Origin of the sequence: Methylophilus sp. 'Pure River', from assembly GCF_046765995.1 — a bacterium.
GTDB lineage: Bacteria > Pseudomonadota > Gammaproteobacteria > Burkholderiales > Methylophilaceae > Methylophilus.
In genome coordinates this window covers 302,949-319,727 of sequence record NZ_JBKOUE010000001.1, presented here as the reverse complement: position 1 = coordinate 319,727, position 16,779 = coordinate 302,949, and the positions used below count along the sequence as shown (strand labels likewise).

Sequence of the window (16,779 nt, the reverse complement as noted above, 5' to 3'; positions counted from 1 at the left end):
TTTAAAAACTCGAATAAAAAAACGCCACACTATGTGGCGTTTTTTTATTGCCCACTGGCATCAATCTTACTGTCGGCGGATGCCTGCTTCTAGCACAAAAAACTGTGGGCTCAATGCGGCTAAAGGCGCTTTGAGCTTTTCCACTTCTGCCGCCGGTGCGTGCACTTCCAGGCGAATCAATTTGGCCAGTTTAAGTGCTTCCCCCAGTGGCTCAGCCACGTTGTCCAGATGCGCAAGAATGCCAGCTGCACTGGCATAACCTTCACGGCAATGCGCAATATTGCCGCTGAATGAGAATGCATAGTGCATACAGTCGGTTTCGTTGCGAGTCTTGTCTAAAAACTGGGCACCTAGCGCCTTAAATGCAGCCAGGTTCTCAGCAGGTACTTCAAAATAAGGAACCAGCGTGCAGCAGGTGTCTGGGGTAAACATGGTTAATTTCTCCTGATAGGGTTGCGCTTGCATCAATACAAGTCTGCCCATATCTTGGCGGGCAGGCGATTGACCGTCAAGCCTCCCGGCACAAAATCAGGATTTTAATGAGACCGATATGCTTAGGCAGCGGCAGACGCGGCCATAGGCATATGCGTCAACATCAGGCGCTCATAGCACTCAAGCAGTTTGTTCGCTTGTGCATCGCTGGACCATACTTGCTCCACATAACGTTTGCCTTGCTTACCAACGCGCTCACGCAATTGATGGTCTATGAGCAAGGTTTGTACTTGCTCGGCAAAGTGCAACTCATCATCTTTCGCAATTAAGGCACCCTGCTCCTGGCGTAAAATGGACGCAGTGCCCAATTCGGCAATCGCCACCACCGGCGTCGACTGCGCCATGGCTTCCAATAAGACCAGGCCTTGCGTTTCGCTCTTGGAGGCAAACACAAAAATATCTGCCGCCTGATAAGCTGCGTTTAATCCAACCGCCCTGTCCAGGTAACCGAGGAACATCACGTGCGACTGCAAGCCGTTATCACGCGCCATTTTTTTCAACATCGCCTCGGCCGGGCCTTCACCAGTAATCACCAGCAATACTTCAGGATGATCCTGAATCACCAGCGATAGCATTTCGAGCAAGAACTGTATGTTTTTTTCATAAGCCACGCGGCCAACAAACATCAATAAAGGACGTTGTGCCGGGATACCATACTTCTCCCTGAACGCCGCACCGTCACCGGGGATAAAGCGTGAAGCATCCAGCCCGGTCGGGATGACTGTGATAGGCGTGGTAACACCGTATTGCTGCAAGACCTCGCGCATCTGTGCTGAAGGAGATACCACGGTATCCACCTGCTGGCATTGCTTGCGTGACACCGATTGCGCAATGCGCACCGCCCATTTGCGTGGCACCCACGGCAAATAATGATGCATATAGTCTTCAAAAAAGGTGTGGTAGGTTTCCACTACGGGCACCTGCAAACGCTTGCCAATCTTGAGCCCGGCATAATGCGCAATAAAAGGCGTATGGATATGCACCAGGTCATAGTCGCCCGGGTGCAAGCTATTGATATAAGTCACCAACGCTGACCATTTCATTAAATAGTCTTCTGGGTCAAACACGATTTTGCGGGCGTCTATGCGGGTAATCCAGGCCTCGTCTGCCGACAGTGGCTGGCCCGGCTGGACAGGATACTGCGGTGCAATCAGATGGACGACATGGCCCTGCTCGCGCAAACTTTCAGCAAAGGTACGGATGCTGGTAGATACGCCATTCACGCGCGGGAAATACACATCTGAAATCATCAATATTTTCATGCAGGATTCCGAGTTAACAAATCTCACATAGCTTAACAAGAGCTCATGATGCTTTTATGACAAAAACTGCTTTCATATCAACGTCATACAGATTTCATCTGACTGTCATTTAGCAGGCGCAAAGTGCGCGCATGTCACTCCGCCCCCTGATGATATTCCTGCTACTGCTGCTGGCCATGCCAAGTGAGGCGCATGCCTGGGGCTTGTACTCCCATGTTGCCTACACGCATCAATGGCTGCAAGCCTTGCCACTGTTGCCACTGCCGTGGTTAGGCGTCATGCGGCGCTATCCGACGCTGGTGATGGCAGGTGCCTGCCTGCCCGACCTGGCCGTGGTCTCGCGCACCTTTAACCATAGCCATGGCTGGGGCATGGGCCAACAATTGCTACACACTAAAAATGATAGGCAACTGGCACTGGGCATCGGTTACAACCTGCACTTGCTGACAGACGTGGTTGCCCACCAGCATTTTGTACCGACGTTTGAGGCCAAATGGCAGCATCACAGCCTGCTCACCCATGCCGCTGCCGAGTGGGCCATGGATGCCTACCTGCATATGCCAGACCTGCCTACCCCTGGCAAACTGCTGCGTATACACCGTAAAACCATTGTAGAGACGCTGACACAATCATTGCAATGCGAAGCCAACATTGTCAATAAAGCGTTATCCCGCCTGGCCAGTGCAGACCAGGCCTTGCGCCTGTCACGTATTCCACAATACCTGCTGCGCCGTTACTGCAGGCTGGATAACGAGTTTGAACACAAGCTGGGTTACTACCGTGACCAGGTCACACTAGCGTTGCAGGACCTGCCACAACTGCTCAACGGCCACTTCCCATCACTGCATGCCGAGCATATCAACCTGGGCATGGAGCAACTCGATGACTGGCGCCGTAAATGCCTGCAAGATGCCCGCCTGCGGCCGACACGTGCCATTAGTGCCTTTGAGCATTATCAGCATCAATGGTCTAACCAGCCAGATTGTTAGCGAAATAGCCGCAGGACTTGAATCTATTGGCATTGGCGCCATCTAAAAGCTAGCTCGCCTTCGACGCTCCTCTGGATCCATACGCATGCCACCACTCAGCTTTCTGATCGTCACCACCACGCTGGTAGGTCTTTTACACTATTACATTGGTTCGCGCCTGTTAGGGCAACTCCCATGGCCAAGTGTTGTTCTCTGGCTGGGCTGGGCGGGATTAGCCGCCTCTGCGTTGTTACAACCCGTGGCATTTCTGGCACGTGGCTTCAACAACCAGTCCTTGCGTGATGGCGTAAGCTGGGTGGCGATGACCGTGATGGGGCTATTCTCGTCTCTGCTGGTATTCACGGTCTTGCGTGATGTATTACTGCTGGTGATAGCAGGCTTGCATGCATTACATGTGGTGCAAATTGATTTCACCGCCCTGGAAAAACAGTCAGCCTTACTGGCAGTCACGGCAGCCTTTGTCATTAGCATCATTGGCTTCTTTAATGCGCGCAAACTGGCGCGCGTGGTCAATGTCACCGTGCCACTACGCGATCTGCCAGCGAGCTTGCAGGGATTCCGGATTGTGCAGATCAGCGATATTCATGTTGGCCCAACCATCAAGCAAGGCTATCTTTCCCGCATCGTGCAACAGGTGAACTCGCTAGAAGCAGACTTGATTGCGATTACCGGCGACCTGGTCGATGGCCGCGTGCATGAACTGGCAGAACATACACGCCCATTGGCAACGCTAGAAGCACGTCATGGCAGTTTTTTTGTGACCGGTAACCATGAGTATTACTCAGGCGCACTGGCCTGGATTAATGAGCTAGAACGTTTGGGTGTGCGTGTGTTACTGAATGAGCACGTACAACTGTCGCATGAAGGCGCCACCCTGATATTGGCTGGCGTGACTGACTATACCGCAGGCAGTTTTTATGACGACCATCACAGTGACCCACAGGCAGCGATTGCCGGTGCACCCGCAGATGCGCCCAAGATATTACTGGCGCACCAGCCACGCAGCGCAGAGGCTGCAGAAGCCGCTGGGTTTGATTTGCAACTGTCTGGTCATACTCACGGCGGACAATTCTGGCCATGGAAATACTTTGTACCGCTACAACAACCTTATGTCGCAGGCCTGCACCGCCTGCAAGACCTGTGGATTTACGTCAGCCGTGGCACCGGCTATTGGGGCCCGCCTAACCGCTTTGGCTCACCGTCGGAAATCACCTGCTTAACGTTGGTAGCTGCTAACGATTAGACTAATACCTTAAGTGGCCGCTGCCTGGCGCCGGAAGCGCAAGTCAGGCAGATAAGTGGCCAATATCAGCAATAAGGCCAGTAGCAGATAAATAGCGCGCAACGGGTAGTCCGTCACAAAGCTGGCGGTGGCTGGCTTGTCTGCCAAGGCGCGGTAAAACGCGTCAGTATCGGCACCTTTTAAATAGCTGCCCTTAAACTCCTCGGCTAGCGACTTCAGGTAATCCTCCTCCAGCTGCGATAGCATGCGGTCATACTCGGCATAGGCCACGGGCGGATCCGGTTCATCCTGGCTCGGGTCCGCATACGTCACACCTACAGCCCCGGCGTTGTTATTGTCACTGACTGGCCAATCCCCAACGCGTTTGTTGGCGGAGTTGTAGCGTGGAATCGCTACTTTTTGCGGGCCGCCAACGCCAATAAAGGTAAAAAACTCGCCAATCTGTACACCACTCAAGTCCTGCTTGATCGTCACATTCACGCGTGGTGCCTCATCGCCATCGGTAAAAAACAGCATTTGAGCGGGCTGATTGAGCGCATCATACACATGCGTCGCCGCATGCACGGCAAAACTGAGGCGGCTATTACCTTTCCACGCCATGCGCCATTCCAGGTGATCTATGCCATCGCTGATCACATCCAGGTTTTTACACACCTCCAGCGGCGTTTGCAGCATGGCAATATTGTCCGAGGCAAAAATGCCCAGGCTGAAATAAGTGCCGCAAGGGGCTTTATGCACCAGTTGCTTCATCAAATGCTGGCTATAGGCCAGGCGGCTCACCGCCTGCTGCTTCAGCGTTTCATCTTCAGCATTCATGCTTTGCGAAATATCGGCCACCAGCAAGTAGTGCTGCACCTGTTGTCGCAGCTGGATTTCTGGTTTAACCAGCGCCAGCAGCAGTAACATCAAGGCCAGCCCGTACAACACTGGCTCATAATGTTGTTTTAACCATGTCATCCACTTCATTATGGCAATCCTATCGGCAGGTTACTCAGTTCCATATGCGATTGCTCTTTGCTCGCGCCTTGCATACCGCGCGCCATCACAGAATGCAGCAAGGCCAGGTTGAACTTGGCCGCTTTGTCGTCTGGCTGCAAACGCAGTGACTGTTCATAGGCAATTTTGGCCTGGGTAAAGGCATAACGCGCCTCATCCTGAAAGGTGCCATCTTCATTCACCGTGCGCACCAGGCCGGATAAAAACAAGTTATTGCCGATATTAAAATGGATATGCGGCAGCTCACTGGCAGGTGGTGACAACTCCAGCGCCTGGCCATAGGTTTGTACCGCGTGCTTGTAATCACCATGCAAGCCTTGATCATAGGCGGCCGTGAATTTCTGCAACGCCGGTGAACCGCCCTGCTTGATCACGACACCGCTTTGAATCTGCTGATTCAGCGCGCGCAACTGATGCAACTGCCAGCCAAAATACAACACGCCTAACAGCCCAAGTATGGTCAGGCCAGCCCATAGCCAATTGGCATTTTTTCGGTAAATTGTCATTAATACACCTTTATCTGTTTAATCAACACCAGGCCCAGGCCCAGAATGAAAGCGATAATCATCAAGTCTTTGGCATAATCATGGCCAGGAATAATGACACCGTACTGAATCACATTTTTTTCTTTGGCATCAATCTCGCGCAATGCAGATTCCAGCGCAGTGGCGTTATCCGCCTCGAATGCTTTGTATTTCACATTCAATGACTGGAAAAAACGATCCAGTGCAATCGCTTCCGGCAGGTGATCATCGTCGTAGACATTGCCGGTAAAAATACTGATGTCATCCGGTTCGCGCAGCACAATCCAGTATAAATTGAGTTTTTTACCGACCAATTGCTTGCGAATCTGGTATTTGACACGTGGGCTCAATTTCCCGGCACCGTCTGACAACAACACAATGGCGCGTGAACCCGTGCTGGCAATATTTTCAAACAGGGTCACCGCGTTGGTGATGCCCGCCCCAATATTGGTCTGGTTAAGCGCTGGCCCGGTCGCAGCCTGAATCGCCGCATGGATACCGTCGCGGTTGGTGGTGATTTTCATGCCGTACAATGCGGAATTGGTGAAACCGACCACACCCATCATGTCGTCAGGACGTGAATCAATAAAGGCAGTGATCAGGCGCCTGGCCGCAGCCGACTTGATTTCAGCTGCATGGCCACCGGTGGCCTGCCCGGCAAACGGGTGATCCATACTCACGCTGCGGTCAATCACGAACACACTTTGCGCGCCCTTGCCGATTTTTTGCTCCTGATGGCTATCGCCTTGCGGCCCGGCCAAGGCCAGTACCAGGCATAGCAATAACAGGCTGGTGGCCGCCTTTACCAACAGATTGATGCGGTCAGAAAATGCATCTGCTGGCACCATCTCCAGCCAGGAGTAAGTTTGCGCATGACGACTTTTGAGCAGGAACGGTACTGCTGCTACTGGCAATAGCAGCAAAAACCACGGGTGTAAGCAATGCATCACACCCTCCGTTCACAATCGCGCAACTGGCGTGTCAGTGTTTTACATTGTTGCAGGTATTCAGCCGCAGCAGGCAGTTGCCCGCCGTATAGCACGGCATTTGCCTGTACAAAGAAGGCCTGTATCTGTGCTTCCAGTGATTGAAATACCGGTTGCTGTTGTACAAACGTACTCACCTGGCTGCCCAGCAGTTGCTGGCCATAATGCTGGTTAAACGCATGCTGCACAATCAGCGCGGCCTGCTTCTGCCCTTCTGCCGTCGCCGGTAAACGCTTCAAGCGATGGTAGGCTTTGGCAAAGTGGCCATTCATCATCGGCAACCAGGTCCAATCAGCATTGCGGTAAAGCAATACCAGGCTGCCAATCCCTGCCAGCAAGAGGCTTAAAACCAGCCAGCGCTGCGTGCTGTCGGTCTCCAGCACACTGGCGTGGTATTGGGCAATCACAGTTGGTTTGGCTGGTTGCAAACGGTCAGGTAATTGTGCCATCAGCCAAAAACGCCAGGCCGGTAACTCTGCCGCGGCACCACTGTTAAAGCTAATACGCTCAGCTGGTAGTTGTAATTGGGTGGGTTTACCGCTGCTGGCAAATACCTGGTAATCAAATACCAGTGTGTATATTTTTTTGTCCGCCTGTGACGCACTGCTGATTTGCAATTGGCGCAACTCGATGCCATTCCGTTGTAGACCTTTCAGCGGCAAGCTGCTGTCATTGAGCTGATCTTGCGCGGCAACGGCAAGCTGTATGCGACGCTGCAACACATCCCCCAGCTGTATACCGGCATATTGCGTCGGATTATGCACGCTCACGACCTTGACCATGGGCAATGATTTTGTGGGCGTGTCTGTGTCGGCCCAAGCGGGCGTTGTCATCAGACAGGTCGCCAGCCATCCTAAAAAAATCTGTTTCATCACGATACTTTCTGCTTCATCCCAATACCTTCACCAGCATGGCACTCTAATGAATAAGTTGTTCAAAATAATCCGACAGCAAGCTGGCTTCAAACCGCCCGGCCACATACAGTGGACGGATATCAAAGCGTGCAAACAGCTTGTCCAGCGCCTGTTTACGCTGTTCAAACTGCTCGGCAAACTGGGCACGTACAGCCTGGCGGAAGAAGATGGTTTTTTGCAGGCCGGTCTCGGGGTCTTGTAAATTGCCAAAGCCAAAGCGCGGCAAACGCTCATACTCTTGCGGATCCCATAACACCACGGGGATGACCTGGTGGCTGGACATGCCATTGAGGCCACGTTCGATCAAGGCCAATGGCAAGTGAAAGTCCGAAATCCAGAACACCAAGCCTTTTTGCTGGCCCAGCCAGCCGGTCGCTTCCACAATGCCCTGGCCATCCTTGCGTGAATTATGAAACCCGGCCAGTTGGTCTATGGTGGCAAATGACTGGTGCGCATGATGACCAGGGGCCAGACTGAGTTGCGGAATCACGGCGTGGTCATAGCTCACCATGCCAAACAAATCGCTGTTTTCATGGGCGGAGCAGGCAATGGACGCCGCAACCGCTTGCACAGTCGCCAGCTTGCTCTCCTGGCCCTGAAACTGCATGGAACTGGATAAATCACAGATCGCATACAACGGTGTCGAGGCTTCCTGCTTGAATACGCGCACCTGCACCTGCTCATAAGGGTCGCGCAAGGTTTGCCGCAAATCTACGCGCCTGGCATCCGGGTAATCTACCAATGACACATGCTTGCTGAACTCATCGCCAGGGCCACGCTGTATGCCTAAATGCTCACCGGCATGCACACTGGCCGAGCGCCATGGCACCTGGTAAAAAAACGGCTGTGCGTTGGCTGGAATCATGCTGCTTTGGCCCGTGCTGGCACGCTGACATTGGCCAGAATCTGGTTGGTGAGTTCACGTGAAAGCTGGGTACGGCGGCTCTCAAACATCGGGTTCAATACCAGGCGGTGGGCGATAATCTCGTGGAACACGGCATGAATATCTTCTGGATACAGGCTGTCGCGTTGCATCAGCCAGGCGTGTACACGCGCAGCTTTCAGCAACATGCCCATACCGCGTGGGCTGGCACCGGTATGAATCAGGCGGGTCACATCCACACTATCCAGCTGGATACCAAAGTTAGCCGGATTTTGTGTGGCTTGCCACAAGTCCAGCGCGTAGTCTTCCAGCACATCGCTGGCGCGGATATGGCTCTGTAATACATCTGAAAACGCATTCAGCTGGTCATAGGCCAATACCCCGCCTTGCACTTGCTGGGTCAGGCGTTCGGCGTGCTGGAACTTGACGTCAAACATCAACGCCTTGCGCAAATCACGGTCTTCCGGAATCTCAATCGGGATTTCCATCATAAAGCGGTCACGCGCAGCAGAAGGAATTTCAAAGGTTTCGTTCTTTTCAACCTGGTTGCGGTCGGCAAACACCAGCATATGCGGCAAGCGGTATTCTTTTTTAAACGCATGTACATGGCGCTCAGCCATCACACGCAACATCAGGGCATGCACTTGCGGCCGTGCGCGGTTGATCTCGTTAAAGAAAAACACCGACAACTGTTCACCGGCACGCAATAACGGGCCCTCTTCAACCTTCGGACGACCATCTTCACCTAAAAAGGTGTGGTAAATCAGGTCATTAGGCATTAAATCCACCGTGCCCTCAATACGCTCATAAGCGCCGCCCAAGCCACGCGCAATCGATTGCAGCAAGGTGGTTTTACCGACGCCTACGCCGCCTTCCAGCAGCACATGGCCGCGGGCGAAGATAGCAATATTAATCGCGCGGATGGCCTTATCCTGGCCAACCACGACCTTTTTCACTTCGTTTTCCAGCGTCAGCGCATGGTCGCGCCAATCCGCCAATTGTGTTGCGATAGAGACAGATGTCATGATGATCCCTTGTTTACAAATTCGGCCAGCGCTATGATGCCAAAGTAGCTTCTGGAATAGAGTGTGTTGACAACCAGTTGCATTTTGCGTGTGACCACGCTAATATGCAGACAGGTCTGTTCACTTTTTTCTAGTCTACTGCAGCCATCGAAATAAAAGCAAGCGGATTTTTTAGGGGTTATTGGCGTGAATTTATTAGCGATCGTGAATCAGACCAGACAGCGATACGGCCGCGCGTGTAAGGCATATGCCACGCATGGCTTGTGGAAGCTCGGCTTAAAACAATGGGGCAGGCACGCGCCGTTTTACCGGCTACGTGATGAATTAATGGGCTGGAATATGCTCCGCCTGCAGCAAAACGGGGCAGCGGCACTGAATATGCAGGATATTTCTACCATCCGTCGGATGTTGGAATCTGCGCAACAGCAGTCAGTGGCCCAATTGCCCACCACCCTGCTCGACCAGTGGTTTTTCCTGGCTGTGGGTGCGGTACAAGTGCAGTCACAAACGGCCAGCAACCAGGCCTGGCATTTATTTGACCAGTCGGTGCATAGCCAGTTGTCAACGCCAGCACTTTACCGCTCGTTATGGTTCGGCTTGTTGGTGAGTTTATGTGTGGTCTGGATGGCTGTCGTGCCAGTGACTCACAAACAGGCCCAGCCTGAGTTATCACCGCTGGAAAGCGCACCAGCCAGGCAGCTGGGCGGAACGGTAGACCCGGTGACGCTGAGTTTGCTCAACCTGGCTTACCAGAAAATGCAAAATGGTAGTTGCCAGTTGCCACAGGCAGCGATGCTGCCAGAAACACAACGCCAGGCCTTCATCATGTTTGTCACAGAAGGCAAGGTTGATGCAGAGCAGGTAGAGCCTTTACGGCAAGCACTGGGGTACGTCAGTTGCCTGTACCCACAAGAATTGATGCGGCCACAAGGACGCGACCGCTTACCTAGGGAATAAGCGAGAAGGTACACACGAAAGATCGGGAACCCTGAAAATCGGGATAAAAGGATAAGCGATGAACATGCGAGAAAAAATACTGAACATAGCCAGCAGCCTGTTTGACAGCAGAGGAATTCAGGCGTCTGGCGTAGACACTATCATTCTGGAGGCAGGTGTAGCCAAGGCGACCTTGTACAAACACTTCCCCAGCAAAAACCAGCTGATCACGGCTTATTTGCGTGACAAGTCTGATAAATTCTATGCCTGGCTGAATACACAACTGGCCGACAAGAAAGCAGAATCGCTGGAGTTACTGTTACTGTTATGTGAACTGATGGCGCAATGGATCAGCCAGCCGGAATTCCGCGGCCTGCCCTTCCATATTGCAGCGGTGGAGTTTCCGGAAGCAGAACATCCGATCAACCAGTATTCCGTCGTACTGTCTGCCGAGCTGCAAGGTTATCTGTGCAAGATCGCGCGTCATGCCGGCGCTAAAGACCCGGAAGCCCTGGGCCAGCAATTGACCATCTTGTTTGAAGGCGCCGCGCTGGTTGAGCGCCTGGTCCCTAACAGCGGCGCAGCCAGCCGCGCCAAACTCGCGGCCATCACGCTAGTACGTAACGCGGTGTAATCACAACGGCGGCGGCCTGTCACCAGATGGCAGCCCGCCGTTCACACTCCCATCGCTGACCTTAAGACACTGTTGTATAAGCCTGTGAAATTAACTGTGTCGTCATCGCGGCCACATTAAACAACTCAGCCTGTGTTGCCCCCCCCACGGCCTGCACCACCATCCCTTGATGCACCGTCATCACCAGCTTGGCTAATACCACCGGGTCTGTCGTCGCCAATAAATCCTGTTCGCTGACAGCACGTGTAAAACGCTGTGCCAGTTGCAACTCAAGCGTCTGCCGATAGCCGCCTAATAATGTCTTGATGTCAGCAGACTCGTCACTACACGCCAACGCGCCTTGCGTCACCAGGCAACCAACAGGATGTGACTGATCTGTCAGCATCTGTGCCGCCTGCGATAACATTAACTGCACCACCGCCACCGCTGTTGGCTGCGCCAGTGACGCTGCCAGGAAACTGGCTGGCCCTTGCACATAACGCTCAAGGGCTTTTTTAAATAAAGCCTCTTTACTGCCATAAGCGGCGTAAATACTGGCCTTATTCATGTCCATCGCCGCCATCAATGTACTCATGGAAGTGCCTTCATAGCCATGTTGCCAAAAAGCATGCATAGCATTCTGCAAGGCAATCTCGTAATCAAAGGCCACTGGCCTGCCGCGTTTTTTTGCAAGTATGTCTGCTGTCATCATCATTTACCTGAGGTATTTTTTAATTATTATACCACTTGGTAAAAAATATATTGACAACTTTATCAACCATGCTTTAGTATTTATTTACCGATTGGTATTTAATAAACAACGCATCACTGACAAGGAGCTAAACATGAGTGTTTTACAACAACGCATTGCATTGATTACAGGTGGCAACCGTGGCATTGGCTTTGAAACCGCCAAAAAACTGGGGGAACAAGGCATTAAAGTCATTATCGGTGCCAGAGACGCTCTGAAAGGTGAGCAGGCCGTGGTCGAACTGAAATCCCTGGGGATAGACGCAGAATACCTGCACTATGACGCAGCACTGGCTAACTCCCCACAAGCCGTGGCCGCAGCATTGGAATCACGTTTCGGCAAGCTGGATATCCTGGTCAATAATGCGGGCATCCTCAAAGAAGAACTGATCGGCCAGAACAACACCTTAAATGTGGATCAGGACACACTGAAAACAACCTTTGAAGCAAACTTCTTTGCGGTGGTCGCCCTGACACAGGCCTTGATTCCTTTGCTGCAACGCGCCCCTGCCGCGCGTATCGTGAACTTGTCTAGCATCCTGGGCTCGCAAACCTTGCACAGTGCACCCGATTCACCGATTGAGGTCGCCAAAGGCCTGGCTTATAACGCCTCCAAGTCTGCGTTGAACATGTTTACCATCCATCTGGCACACGCTTTAAAAGATAGCCACATCAAGGTGAACTCTGCGCATCCAGGCTGGGTGAAAACAGATCTGGGCGGTCCCAATGCACCTATGGAGATCAGTGACAGCTGGAAAACCTCTGTCAGGCTGGCCACACTGGATGAGCAAGGCCCGACCGGTGCTTATTTCCATGAAGACCAGCTATTGCCATGGTAAACAGCACTGACAAACGCGTGGCGTTAAAACGCAAGCTGGTATTTGCGCTGCTGATGTCACTGGTCACGGTCAATATTGTGACACTGTCGATTCTGCTGATTAATCATGTACCAGCAGCCATATTGTTTGAGAAATGGTTAACCAGTATCAGCGTCGCCTGGCCGATTGTGTTCATCAGCATCCTGCTGATTGCGCCATCATTATTACGATTGACGGAATGGCTGGTTAAAGACCCATCTTAAGGCCATCCCCTTTGCATGAGAAAAGCGTTGCCCTGTGGTAACGCTTTTCTTCAACATCGCCTTACTGTACCTCTTGCACCACAAACATCCAGCATGCCTTGCTATATTTCCATATTTATGGAAATATAGTTAAATGAACTCACAACAAGCAGTCACACTACTCTCCGCCCTCGCCCAGGAAGCGCGGCTAGATATTTTCAGATGCCTGGTACAAGCAGGACCGGCAGGATTGTCTGCAGGGGTCATTTCACAAACGCTGCATATCCCCAACAGCACGCTGTCATTCCACTTGAAAGAACTCAGCCATGCCGGAATGATTAGTGCCAAACAAGAAAGCCGGTTTATTTACTACTCGGCTAATTACCAAAGCATGAATGCATTATTAACCTACCTCACCGACAACTGCTGCGCAGGCCAGGCGGCATGCTGCCCTGACATGCAGTGCCAGCCAACGAAAGAAAACGACTGATGACAACAACCCCAGGCATCAACCGCTTTGAACGACACCTCACCTGGTGGGTGATAGGCTGTATTATCGTAGGGATACTCCTGGGCAAAATAGCGCCTGCGTTCTTTCACCAAATAGGCGAAGCCAAGCTGGCCGAGGTCAACCTGCCTGTGGCAGCGCTGATCTGGGTCATGATTATCCCCATGCTGGTTAAAGTAGACTTTCGTGCCATGCGTGAAGTATTTGGCCATGCCAAAGGCATTGCAGTCACACTGGCGATTAACTGGCTAGTCAAACCATTCACCATGGCCCTCTTGGCCTGGCTATTTATTCGGCAGCTATTCGCCCCCTGGCTGCCCACAGACCAAATCGACAGTTATATTGCCGGGCTGATTCTACTCGCGGCAGCCCCCTGCACTGCCATGGTATTTGTGTGGAGCAACCTCTGTCATGGCGAACCCAGATTCACGCTGTCACAAGTGGCGATCAATGACACCATCATGCTGTTTGCCTTCGCCCCCATCGTGGCTTTATTACTTGGCCTGTCCAGCATCACCGTGCCCTGGCAGACACTACTGACTTCCGTCGGCTTGTTCATTATTGTGCCTGTCATATTAAGCCAATGGTTGCGGCAGTGGCTACTGTCAAAAGGCCAGGCGGTATTTGATGTGGCACAAAAACGCATACAACCATTTTCCATGACGGCATTATTACTGACACTGGTCCTGCTGTTTGCTTTTCAAGGGCAGCAGATTCTGGCACAACCGCTGATCATTGCCTTGCTCGCAGTGCCTATCCTGATTCAGGTCTACTTTAACGCCCTGCTGGCTTACTGGTTAAACAAAAAATTAAAAGTCGCGCATTGCGTGGCAGGACCTTCGGCACTTATAGGAGCCTCAAACTTTTTTGAACTGGCTGTAGCGACGGCAATTGCCTTATTTGGCTTTGACTCTGGGGCAGCCCTGGCGACCGTGGTGGGTGTGTTAATTGAAGTCCCCGTCATGCTATCCATTGTAGCCATCGTCAACCGCTCCAAGCATTGGTATGAAAGCGCTTAATATGCACATCCTGTTTTTATGTACCGGCAACTCCTGTCGCTCGATTATTGCCGAAGCCACGTTTAATCATCTCGCACCGCCATCCATGCGTGCGATGAGTGCAGGGAGCCAGCCAACCGGCGAAGTGCATCCGCGCTCAATTGCATTATTACAAGCCAAAGGCATTGCGACAGAAGGTTACCGGAGTAAGTCCTGGGACAATCTCCCGGTCAAACCGGACATCGTGATTACAGTGTGCAGCAATGCCGCAGGAGAAACCTGCCCAGCTTATCTAGGCGATGTGATGCGCGCGCATTGGGGCGTAGATGATCCAGCTAAAGCCACAGGCAGTGACGCACAGATACAAGCCAGCTTTGAACAGGCTTATCGCCTACTCAGAGCTCGTATCGAGGCCTTTTTGCAGTTAGATCCATCAATATTGAATGACCGTGAGGCCTTGCAAACCAGGTTGCAAGCCATTGGTCAGATTGAGTCCAAATGACTCAGAGAGATTAGAACGGCTTGCGTGGCTCTAAATGACGGAAAATAATACGGCCTTTGTCCATGTCATAAGGGGACATTTCGATAGTGATTTTATCGCCAGCCAAAATGCGGATTTTGTGTTTACGCATTTTACCGCCAGTGTAAGCGATTAACTCATGCCCATTGTCCAGTTTCACGCGATAGCGTGCATCTGGCAGGATCTCGGTCACTGCACCTTGCATTTCAATTAACTCTTCTTTTGCCATTAAGCATCCTTTTAACAATAAAAAAGCCCGGGGACTCCGGGCTTTTTCCGGTGAGTCACTTGAGCAACTCAGCGGACAGGCTTTGAATTATTCAATGATTTGAATATTTGCAGCTTGTTTGCCTTTAGGGCCAGTTGCTACTTCAAAGCTCACGCGTTGGTTTTCTTTCAAAGTTTTGAAGCCAGCAGATTGAATTGCAGAGAAATGTGCAAACAAATCTTCGCCGCCGTTGTCCGGAGTGATGAAACCAAAACCTTTAGAGTCGTTAAACCATTTAACAGAACCTGTCACCATAATAAATCCTTGGATAAAATATAAAAAAGCGGGTAAATACCCTTAAAAACGAGGATCAAGATGGCGAGAAGTAACGATAGAACCAAAAGATAGAACCGGAGAACAACAACACTACTTGAACTTCGTGAGGGTGTACTATGCACGCAATATTGAATATTAGCAACAAGTATTTTAATAAAAATAAGCAATCCAGACTGTGCGTTGCTGATAAGAGACAAAAAATGTGTTATTGCACTGCGCAGGGCTTACCAGCTACTCGGCATCGCTTTGACCAGATAATCCATAAAAGCCCGCACCTTGTTGGTCATGGCATGCTGATCACGGTAACAGGCATAAAAGGATAAAGGGATGGATTGCACCGAATCATACTGCGTCGCGTCGGATTGAAACAAGGCCACTAAACTCCCCTGCCGAATATCATCATTGGCCACAAAAGCTGCCAGGCGTGCGATTCCTGCACCTTCAACCGCCAGGCGGCGTAGCGAATCAATATCGTTACAAATAATACTGGGATTGATTTCAGGCTCATAGTGCATACCCTGCCGATCAAACACCCAACTCAAGAGCCGCCCATCCACAGGCACGCGAAACAGCAGGCAATCATGCTGGGTGAGCGCCTCCGGACTGCCCGGAGTGCCTTTTCTTTGAAGGTACGCGGGCGAAGCACAATACAATACCGGCACGCTGGCAATCTTGCGCGCGACCAGACCGGGCTCCAACTGCTGATTAAAACGGATACTGATATCAATGTCTTCTGTGACATGATCGAGGCTATGGTCAGATAATACGAGTTCAATAGAGACTTTAGGAAACTGGCGGGTAAAGGCCGGGATCAACGGCATCAGCACATGTCGGCCGAAGGCCACCGATGAGCCTATCCTTAAGCGGCCTTGTGGTTGGCCATGAAACTCGGTAATGACCGCTTGTGCGCGGCTGAGTGCGGCGATGACTGGCTGCACTTCAGCATAATAAAGCTCCCCGCTTTCTGTCATCGACAATTTGCGTGTCGTGCGAACCAGCAAACGTGCGCCTAATGATTTCTCCAGCCGCTGAATATTCTGGCTGGCAGCAGCAGCTGTGATGCCCTGTAATCTGGCACCAGCGGCAATACTGCCAGCCTGCACGGCTTTGACAAAGCTTTCTATGCTTCTTAAGGTATCCATTTACTATCGAATTAATAATATGATTCGATAGTTTATCTTTATATTGATTCAATACTCAAGCGGCTACTCGCAGTGGATATATCACTCTATAGTGACAACACTGATTGGAGAGCATGATGACGCAAACAAAAAACGGTTTACGCAAAACTATCTTTCGTAAGGTCCCTAAAAGATTTACGCCTTATGTCTTTGCCTTTTTTATGGCAGGCATCATGGCATTTTTAATGTCCATGGTGATTGTCGCCGCCAATAGCGGTATACAAACAGGCTATGTGTTACACGTATTGCATGCTTATGCGCTGGCAATGCCGGTAGCGTTTTGTTGTGTCTTGGTTGTGAGGCCGATTGTGATGCATCTGGTGGCAAGATTGGTCGATGCCCAATAAGCCCAATA

General features: G+C 51.5%; 22 protein-coding genes. 10 read left to right on the top strand and 12 right to left on the bottom strand.

Features of this window, described 5'->3' with window-relative positions:
• Positions 1 to 66: 66 nt before the first annotated feature.
• Both ACIDE9_RS01700 and ACIDE9_RS01695 read right to left on the bottom strand, forming a co-directional pair.
• The gene (locus tag ACIDE9_RS01700) at positions 67 to 432 is read right to left on the bottom strand and encodes a putative quinol monooxygenase (RefSeq protein ID WP_411992223.1); all 366 of its coding nucleotides are present in this window, start codon (positions 430 to 432) and stop codon (positions 67 to 69) included.
• A gap of 122 nt (positions 433 to 554) precedes the next feature.
• A complete protein-coding gene (locus tag ACIDE9_RS01695) occupies positions 555 to 1,754 on the bottom strand; it encodes a glycosyltransferase (protein WP_411992222.1) in 1,200 nt (399 codons plus the stop codon).
• Positions 1,755 to 1,885: 131 nt separating this feature from the next.
• Here ACIDE9_RS01695 and ACIDE9_RS01690 point away from each other — a divergent pair, with 131 nt between their 5' ends.
• Together ACIDE9_RS01690 and ACIDE9_RS01685 are read left to right on the top strand one after the other, a co-directional pair.
• On the top strand, positions 1,886 to 2,743 hold the full coding sequence (locus ACIDE9_RS01690; protein ID WP_411992221.1) for a zinc dependent phospholipase C family protein: 858 nt from the start codon (positions 1,886 to 1,888) through the stop codon (positions 2,741 to 2,743).
• A gap of 85 nt (positions 2,744 to 2,828) precedes the next feature.
• Complete coding sequence (locus ACIDE9_RS01685; protein ID WP_411992219.1) at positions 2,829 to 3,986, top strand: metallophosphoesterase; 1,158 nt, start codon at positions 2,829 to 2,831, stop codon at positions 3,984 to 3,986.
• A 9-nt stretch (positions 3,987 to 3,995) separates the two neighbouring features.
• Here ACIDE9_RS01685 and ACIDE9_RS01680 read toward each other — a convergent pair whose 3' ends face one another.
• The 6 genes from ACIDE9_RS01680 to ACIDE9_RS01655 are packed head-to-tail and all read right to left on the bottom strand — an operon-like array spanning position 3,996 to position 9,314.
• Complete coding sequence (locus ACIDE9_RS01680; RefSeq protein ID WP_411992217.1) at positions 3,996 to 4,952, bottom strand: vWA domain-containing protein; 957 nt, start codon at positions 4,950 to 4,952, stop codon at positions 3,996 to 3,998.
• Positions 4,952 to 5,488 carry a hypothetical protein gene (locus tag ACIDE9_RS01675; RefSeq protein WP_411992214.1) on the bottom strand — a complete coding sequence of 179 codons (537 nt, stop codon included), beginning with the start codon at positions 5,486 to 5,488 and terminating at the stop codon, positions 4,952 to 4,954. Before ACIDE9_RS01675 ends, ACIDE9_RS01680 begins: the two co-directional genes overlap by 1 nt.
• Positions 5,488 to 6,453 carry a vWA domain-containing protein gene (locus ACIDE9_RS01670; RefSeq protein ID WP_411992212.1) on the bottom strand — a complete coding sequence of 322 codons (966 nt, stop codon included), beginning with the start codon at positions 6,451 to 6,453 and terminating at the stop codon, positions 5,488 to 5,490. Before ACIDE9_RS01670 ends, ACIDE9_RS01675 begins: the two co-directional genes overlap by 1 nt.
• Positions 6,453 to 7,364: a hypothetical protein gene (locus ACIDE9_RS01665; RefSeq protein WP_411992401.1), complete on the bottom strand. Its 912-nt coding sequence runs from the start codon at positions 7,362 to 7,364 to the stop codon at positions 6,453 to 6,455. Before ACIDE9_RS01665 ends, ACIDE9_RS01670 begins: the two co-directional genes overlap by 1 nt.
• Before the next feature lie 46 nt (positions 7,365 to 7,410).
• The gene (locus tag ACIDE9_RS01660) at positions 7,411 to 8,271 is read right to left on the bottom strand and encodes a DUF58 domain-containing protein (protein WP_411992210.1); all 861 of its coding nucleotides are present in this window, start codon (positions 8,269 to 8,271) and stop codon (positions 7,411 to 7,413) included.
• Complete coding sequence (locus ACIDE9_RS01655; RefSeq protein WP_411992208.1) at positions 8,268 to 9,314, bottom strand: AAA family ATPase; 1,047 nt, start codon at positions 9,312 to 9,314, stop codon at positions 8,268 to 8,270. The genes ACIDE9_RS01660 and ACIDE9_RS01655 overlap by 4 nt, the downstream gene beginning before the upstream one ends.
• Positions 9,315 to 9,500: 186 nt before the next feature.
• On the opposite strand from ACIDE9_RS01655, the gene ACIDE9_RS01650 reads away from it, so the two are divergent.
• Both ACIDE9_RS01650 and ACIDE9_RS01645 read left to right on the top strand, forming a co-directional pair.
• The gene (locus ACIDE9_RS01650; RefSeq protein WP_411992206.1) at positions 9,501 to 10,271 is read left to right on the top strand and encodes a hypothetical protein; all 771 of its coding nucleotides are present in this window, start codon (positions 9,501 to 9,503) and stop codon (positions 10,269 to 10,271) included.
• 58 nt (positions 10,272 to 10,329) lie between these two features.
• Positions 10,330 to 10,884 carry a TetR/AcrR family transcriptional regulator gene (locus tag ACIDE9_RS01645; RefSeq protein ID WP_411992204.1) on the top strand — a complete coding sequence of 185 codons (555 nt, stop codon included), beginning with the start codon at positions 10,330 to 10,332 and terminating at the stop codon, positions 10,882 to 10,884.
• Between the two features lie 61 nt (positions 10,885 to 10,945).
• Here the strand turns inward: ACIDE9_RS01645 and ACIDE9_RS01640 are convergent, their stop codons facing one another.
• Positions 10,946 to 11,575, bottom strand: coding sequence for a TetR/AcrR family transcriptional regulator (locus tag ACIDE9_RS01640; protein ID WP_411992202.1), 630 nt, complete (start codon positions 11,573 to 11,575; stop codon positions 10,946 to 10,948).
• A 133-nt stretch (positions 11,576 to 11,708) separates the two neighbouring features.
• On the opposite strand from ACIDE9_RS01640, the gene ACIDE9_RS01635 reads away from it, so the two are divergent.
• The 5 genes from ACIDE9_RS01635 to ACIDE9_RS01615 all read left to right on the top strand — a co-directional run bounded on the left by ACIDE9_RS01635 (position 11,709) and on the right by ACIDE9_RS01615 (position 14,681).
• On the top strand, positions 11,709 to 12,452 hold the full coding sequence (locus ACIDE9_RS01635; protein WP_411992200.1) for an SDR family oxidoreductase: 744 nt from the start codon (positions 11,709 to 11,711) through the stop codon (positions 12,450 to 12,452).
• Positions 12,446 to 12,694 carry a DUF2798 domain-containing protein gene (locus ACIDE9_RS01630; protein WP_411992198.1) on the top strand — a complete coding sequence of 83 codons (249 nt, stop codon included), beginning with the start codon at positions 12,446 to 12,448 and terminating at the stop codon, positions 12,692 to 12,694. The genes ACIDE9_RS01635 and ACIDE9_RS01630 overlap by 7 nt, the downstream gene beginning before the upstream one ends.
• A 133-nt stretch (positions 12,695 to 12,827) precedes the next feature.
• Positions 12,828 to 13,163 carry an ArsR/SmtB family transcription factor gene (locus ACIDE9_RS01625; protein WP_411992196.1) on the top strand — a complete coding sequence of 112 codons (336 nt, stop codon included), beginning with the start codon at positions 12,828 to 12,830 and terminating at the stop codon, positions 13,161 to 13,163.
• Positions 13,163 to 14,200: an ACR3 family arsenite efflux transporter gene (arsB, locus tag ACIDE9_RS01620; protein WP_411992194.1), complete on the top strand. Its 1,038-nt coding sequence runs from the start codon at positions 13,163 to 13,165 to the stop codon at positions 14,198 to 14,200. Before ACIDE9_RS01625 ends, arsB begins: the two co-directional genes overlap by 1 nt.
• A gap of 1 nt (position 14,201) precedes the next feature.
• Positions 14,202 to 14,681 carry an arsenate reductase ArsC gene (locus ACIDE9_RS01615; protein ID WP_411992399.1) on the top strand — a complete coding sequence of 160 codons (480 nt, stop codon included), beginning with the start codon at positions 14,202 to 14,204 and terminating at the stop codon, positions 14,679 to 14,681.
• Between the two features lie 10 nt (positions 14,682 to 14,691).
• Here the strand turns inward: ACIDE9_RS01615 and infA are convergent, their stop codons facing one another.
• The 3 genes from infA to ACIDE9_RS01600 form a co-directional block, all read right to left on the bottom strand.
• Positions 14,692 to 14,928 carry a translation initiation factor IF-1 gene (gene infA, locus ACIDE9_RS01610; RefSeq protein WP_018985695.1) on the bottom strand — a complete coding sequence of 79 codons (237 nt, stop codon included), beginning with the start codon at positions 14,926 to 14,928 and terminating at the stop codon, positions 14,692 to 14,694.
• Positions 14,929 to 15,015: 87 nt separating this feature from the next.
• Positions 15,016 to 15,222, bottom strand: a complete 207-nt coding sequence (locus ACIDE9_RS01605; protein ID WP_018985697.1) for a cold-shock protein — start codon at positions 15,220 to 15,222, stop codon at positions 15,016 to 15,018.
• A 245-nt stretch (positions 15,223 to 15,467) separates the two neighbouring features.
• On the bottom strand, positions 15,468 to 16,385 hold the full coding sequence (locus tag ACIDE9_RS01600) for a LysR family transcriptional regulator (RefSeq protein WP_411992192.1): 918 nt from the start codon (positions 16,383 to 16,385) through the stop codon (positions 15,468 to 15,470).
• 116 nt (positions 16,386 to 16,501) lie between these two features.
• On the opposite strand from ACIDE9_RS01600, the gene ACIDE9_RS01595 reads away from it, so the two are divergent.
• Complete coding sequence (locus ACIDE9_RS01595; RefSeq protein ID WP_194753869.1) at positions 16,502 to 16,771, top strand: DUF2798 domain-containing protein; 270 nt, start codon at positions 16,502 to 16,504, stop codon at positions 16,769 to 16,771.
• Positions 16,772 to 16,779 lie beyond the last annotated feature (8 nt).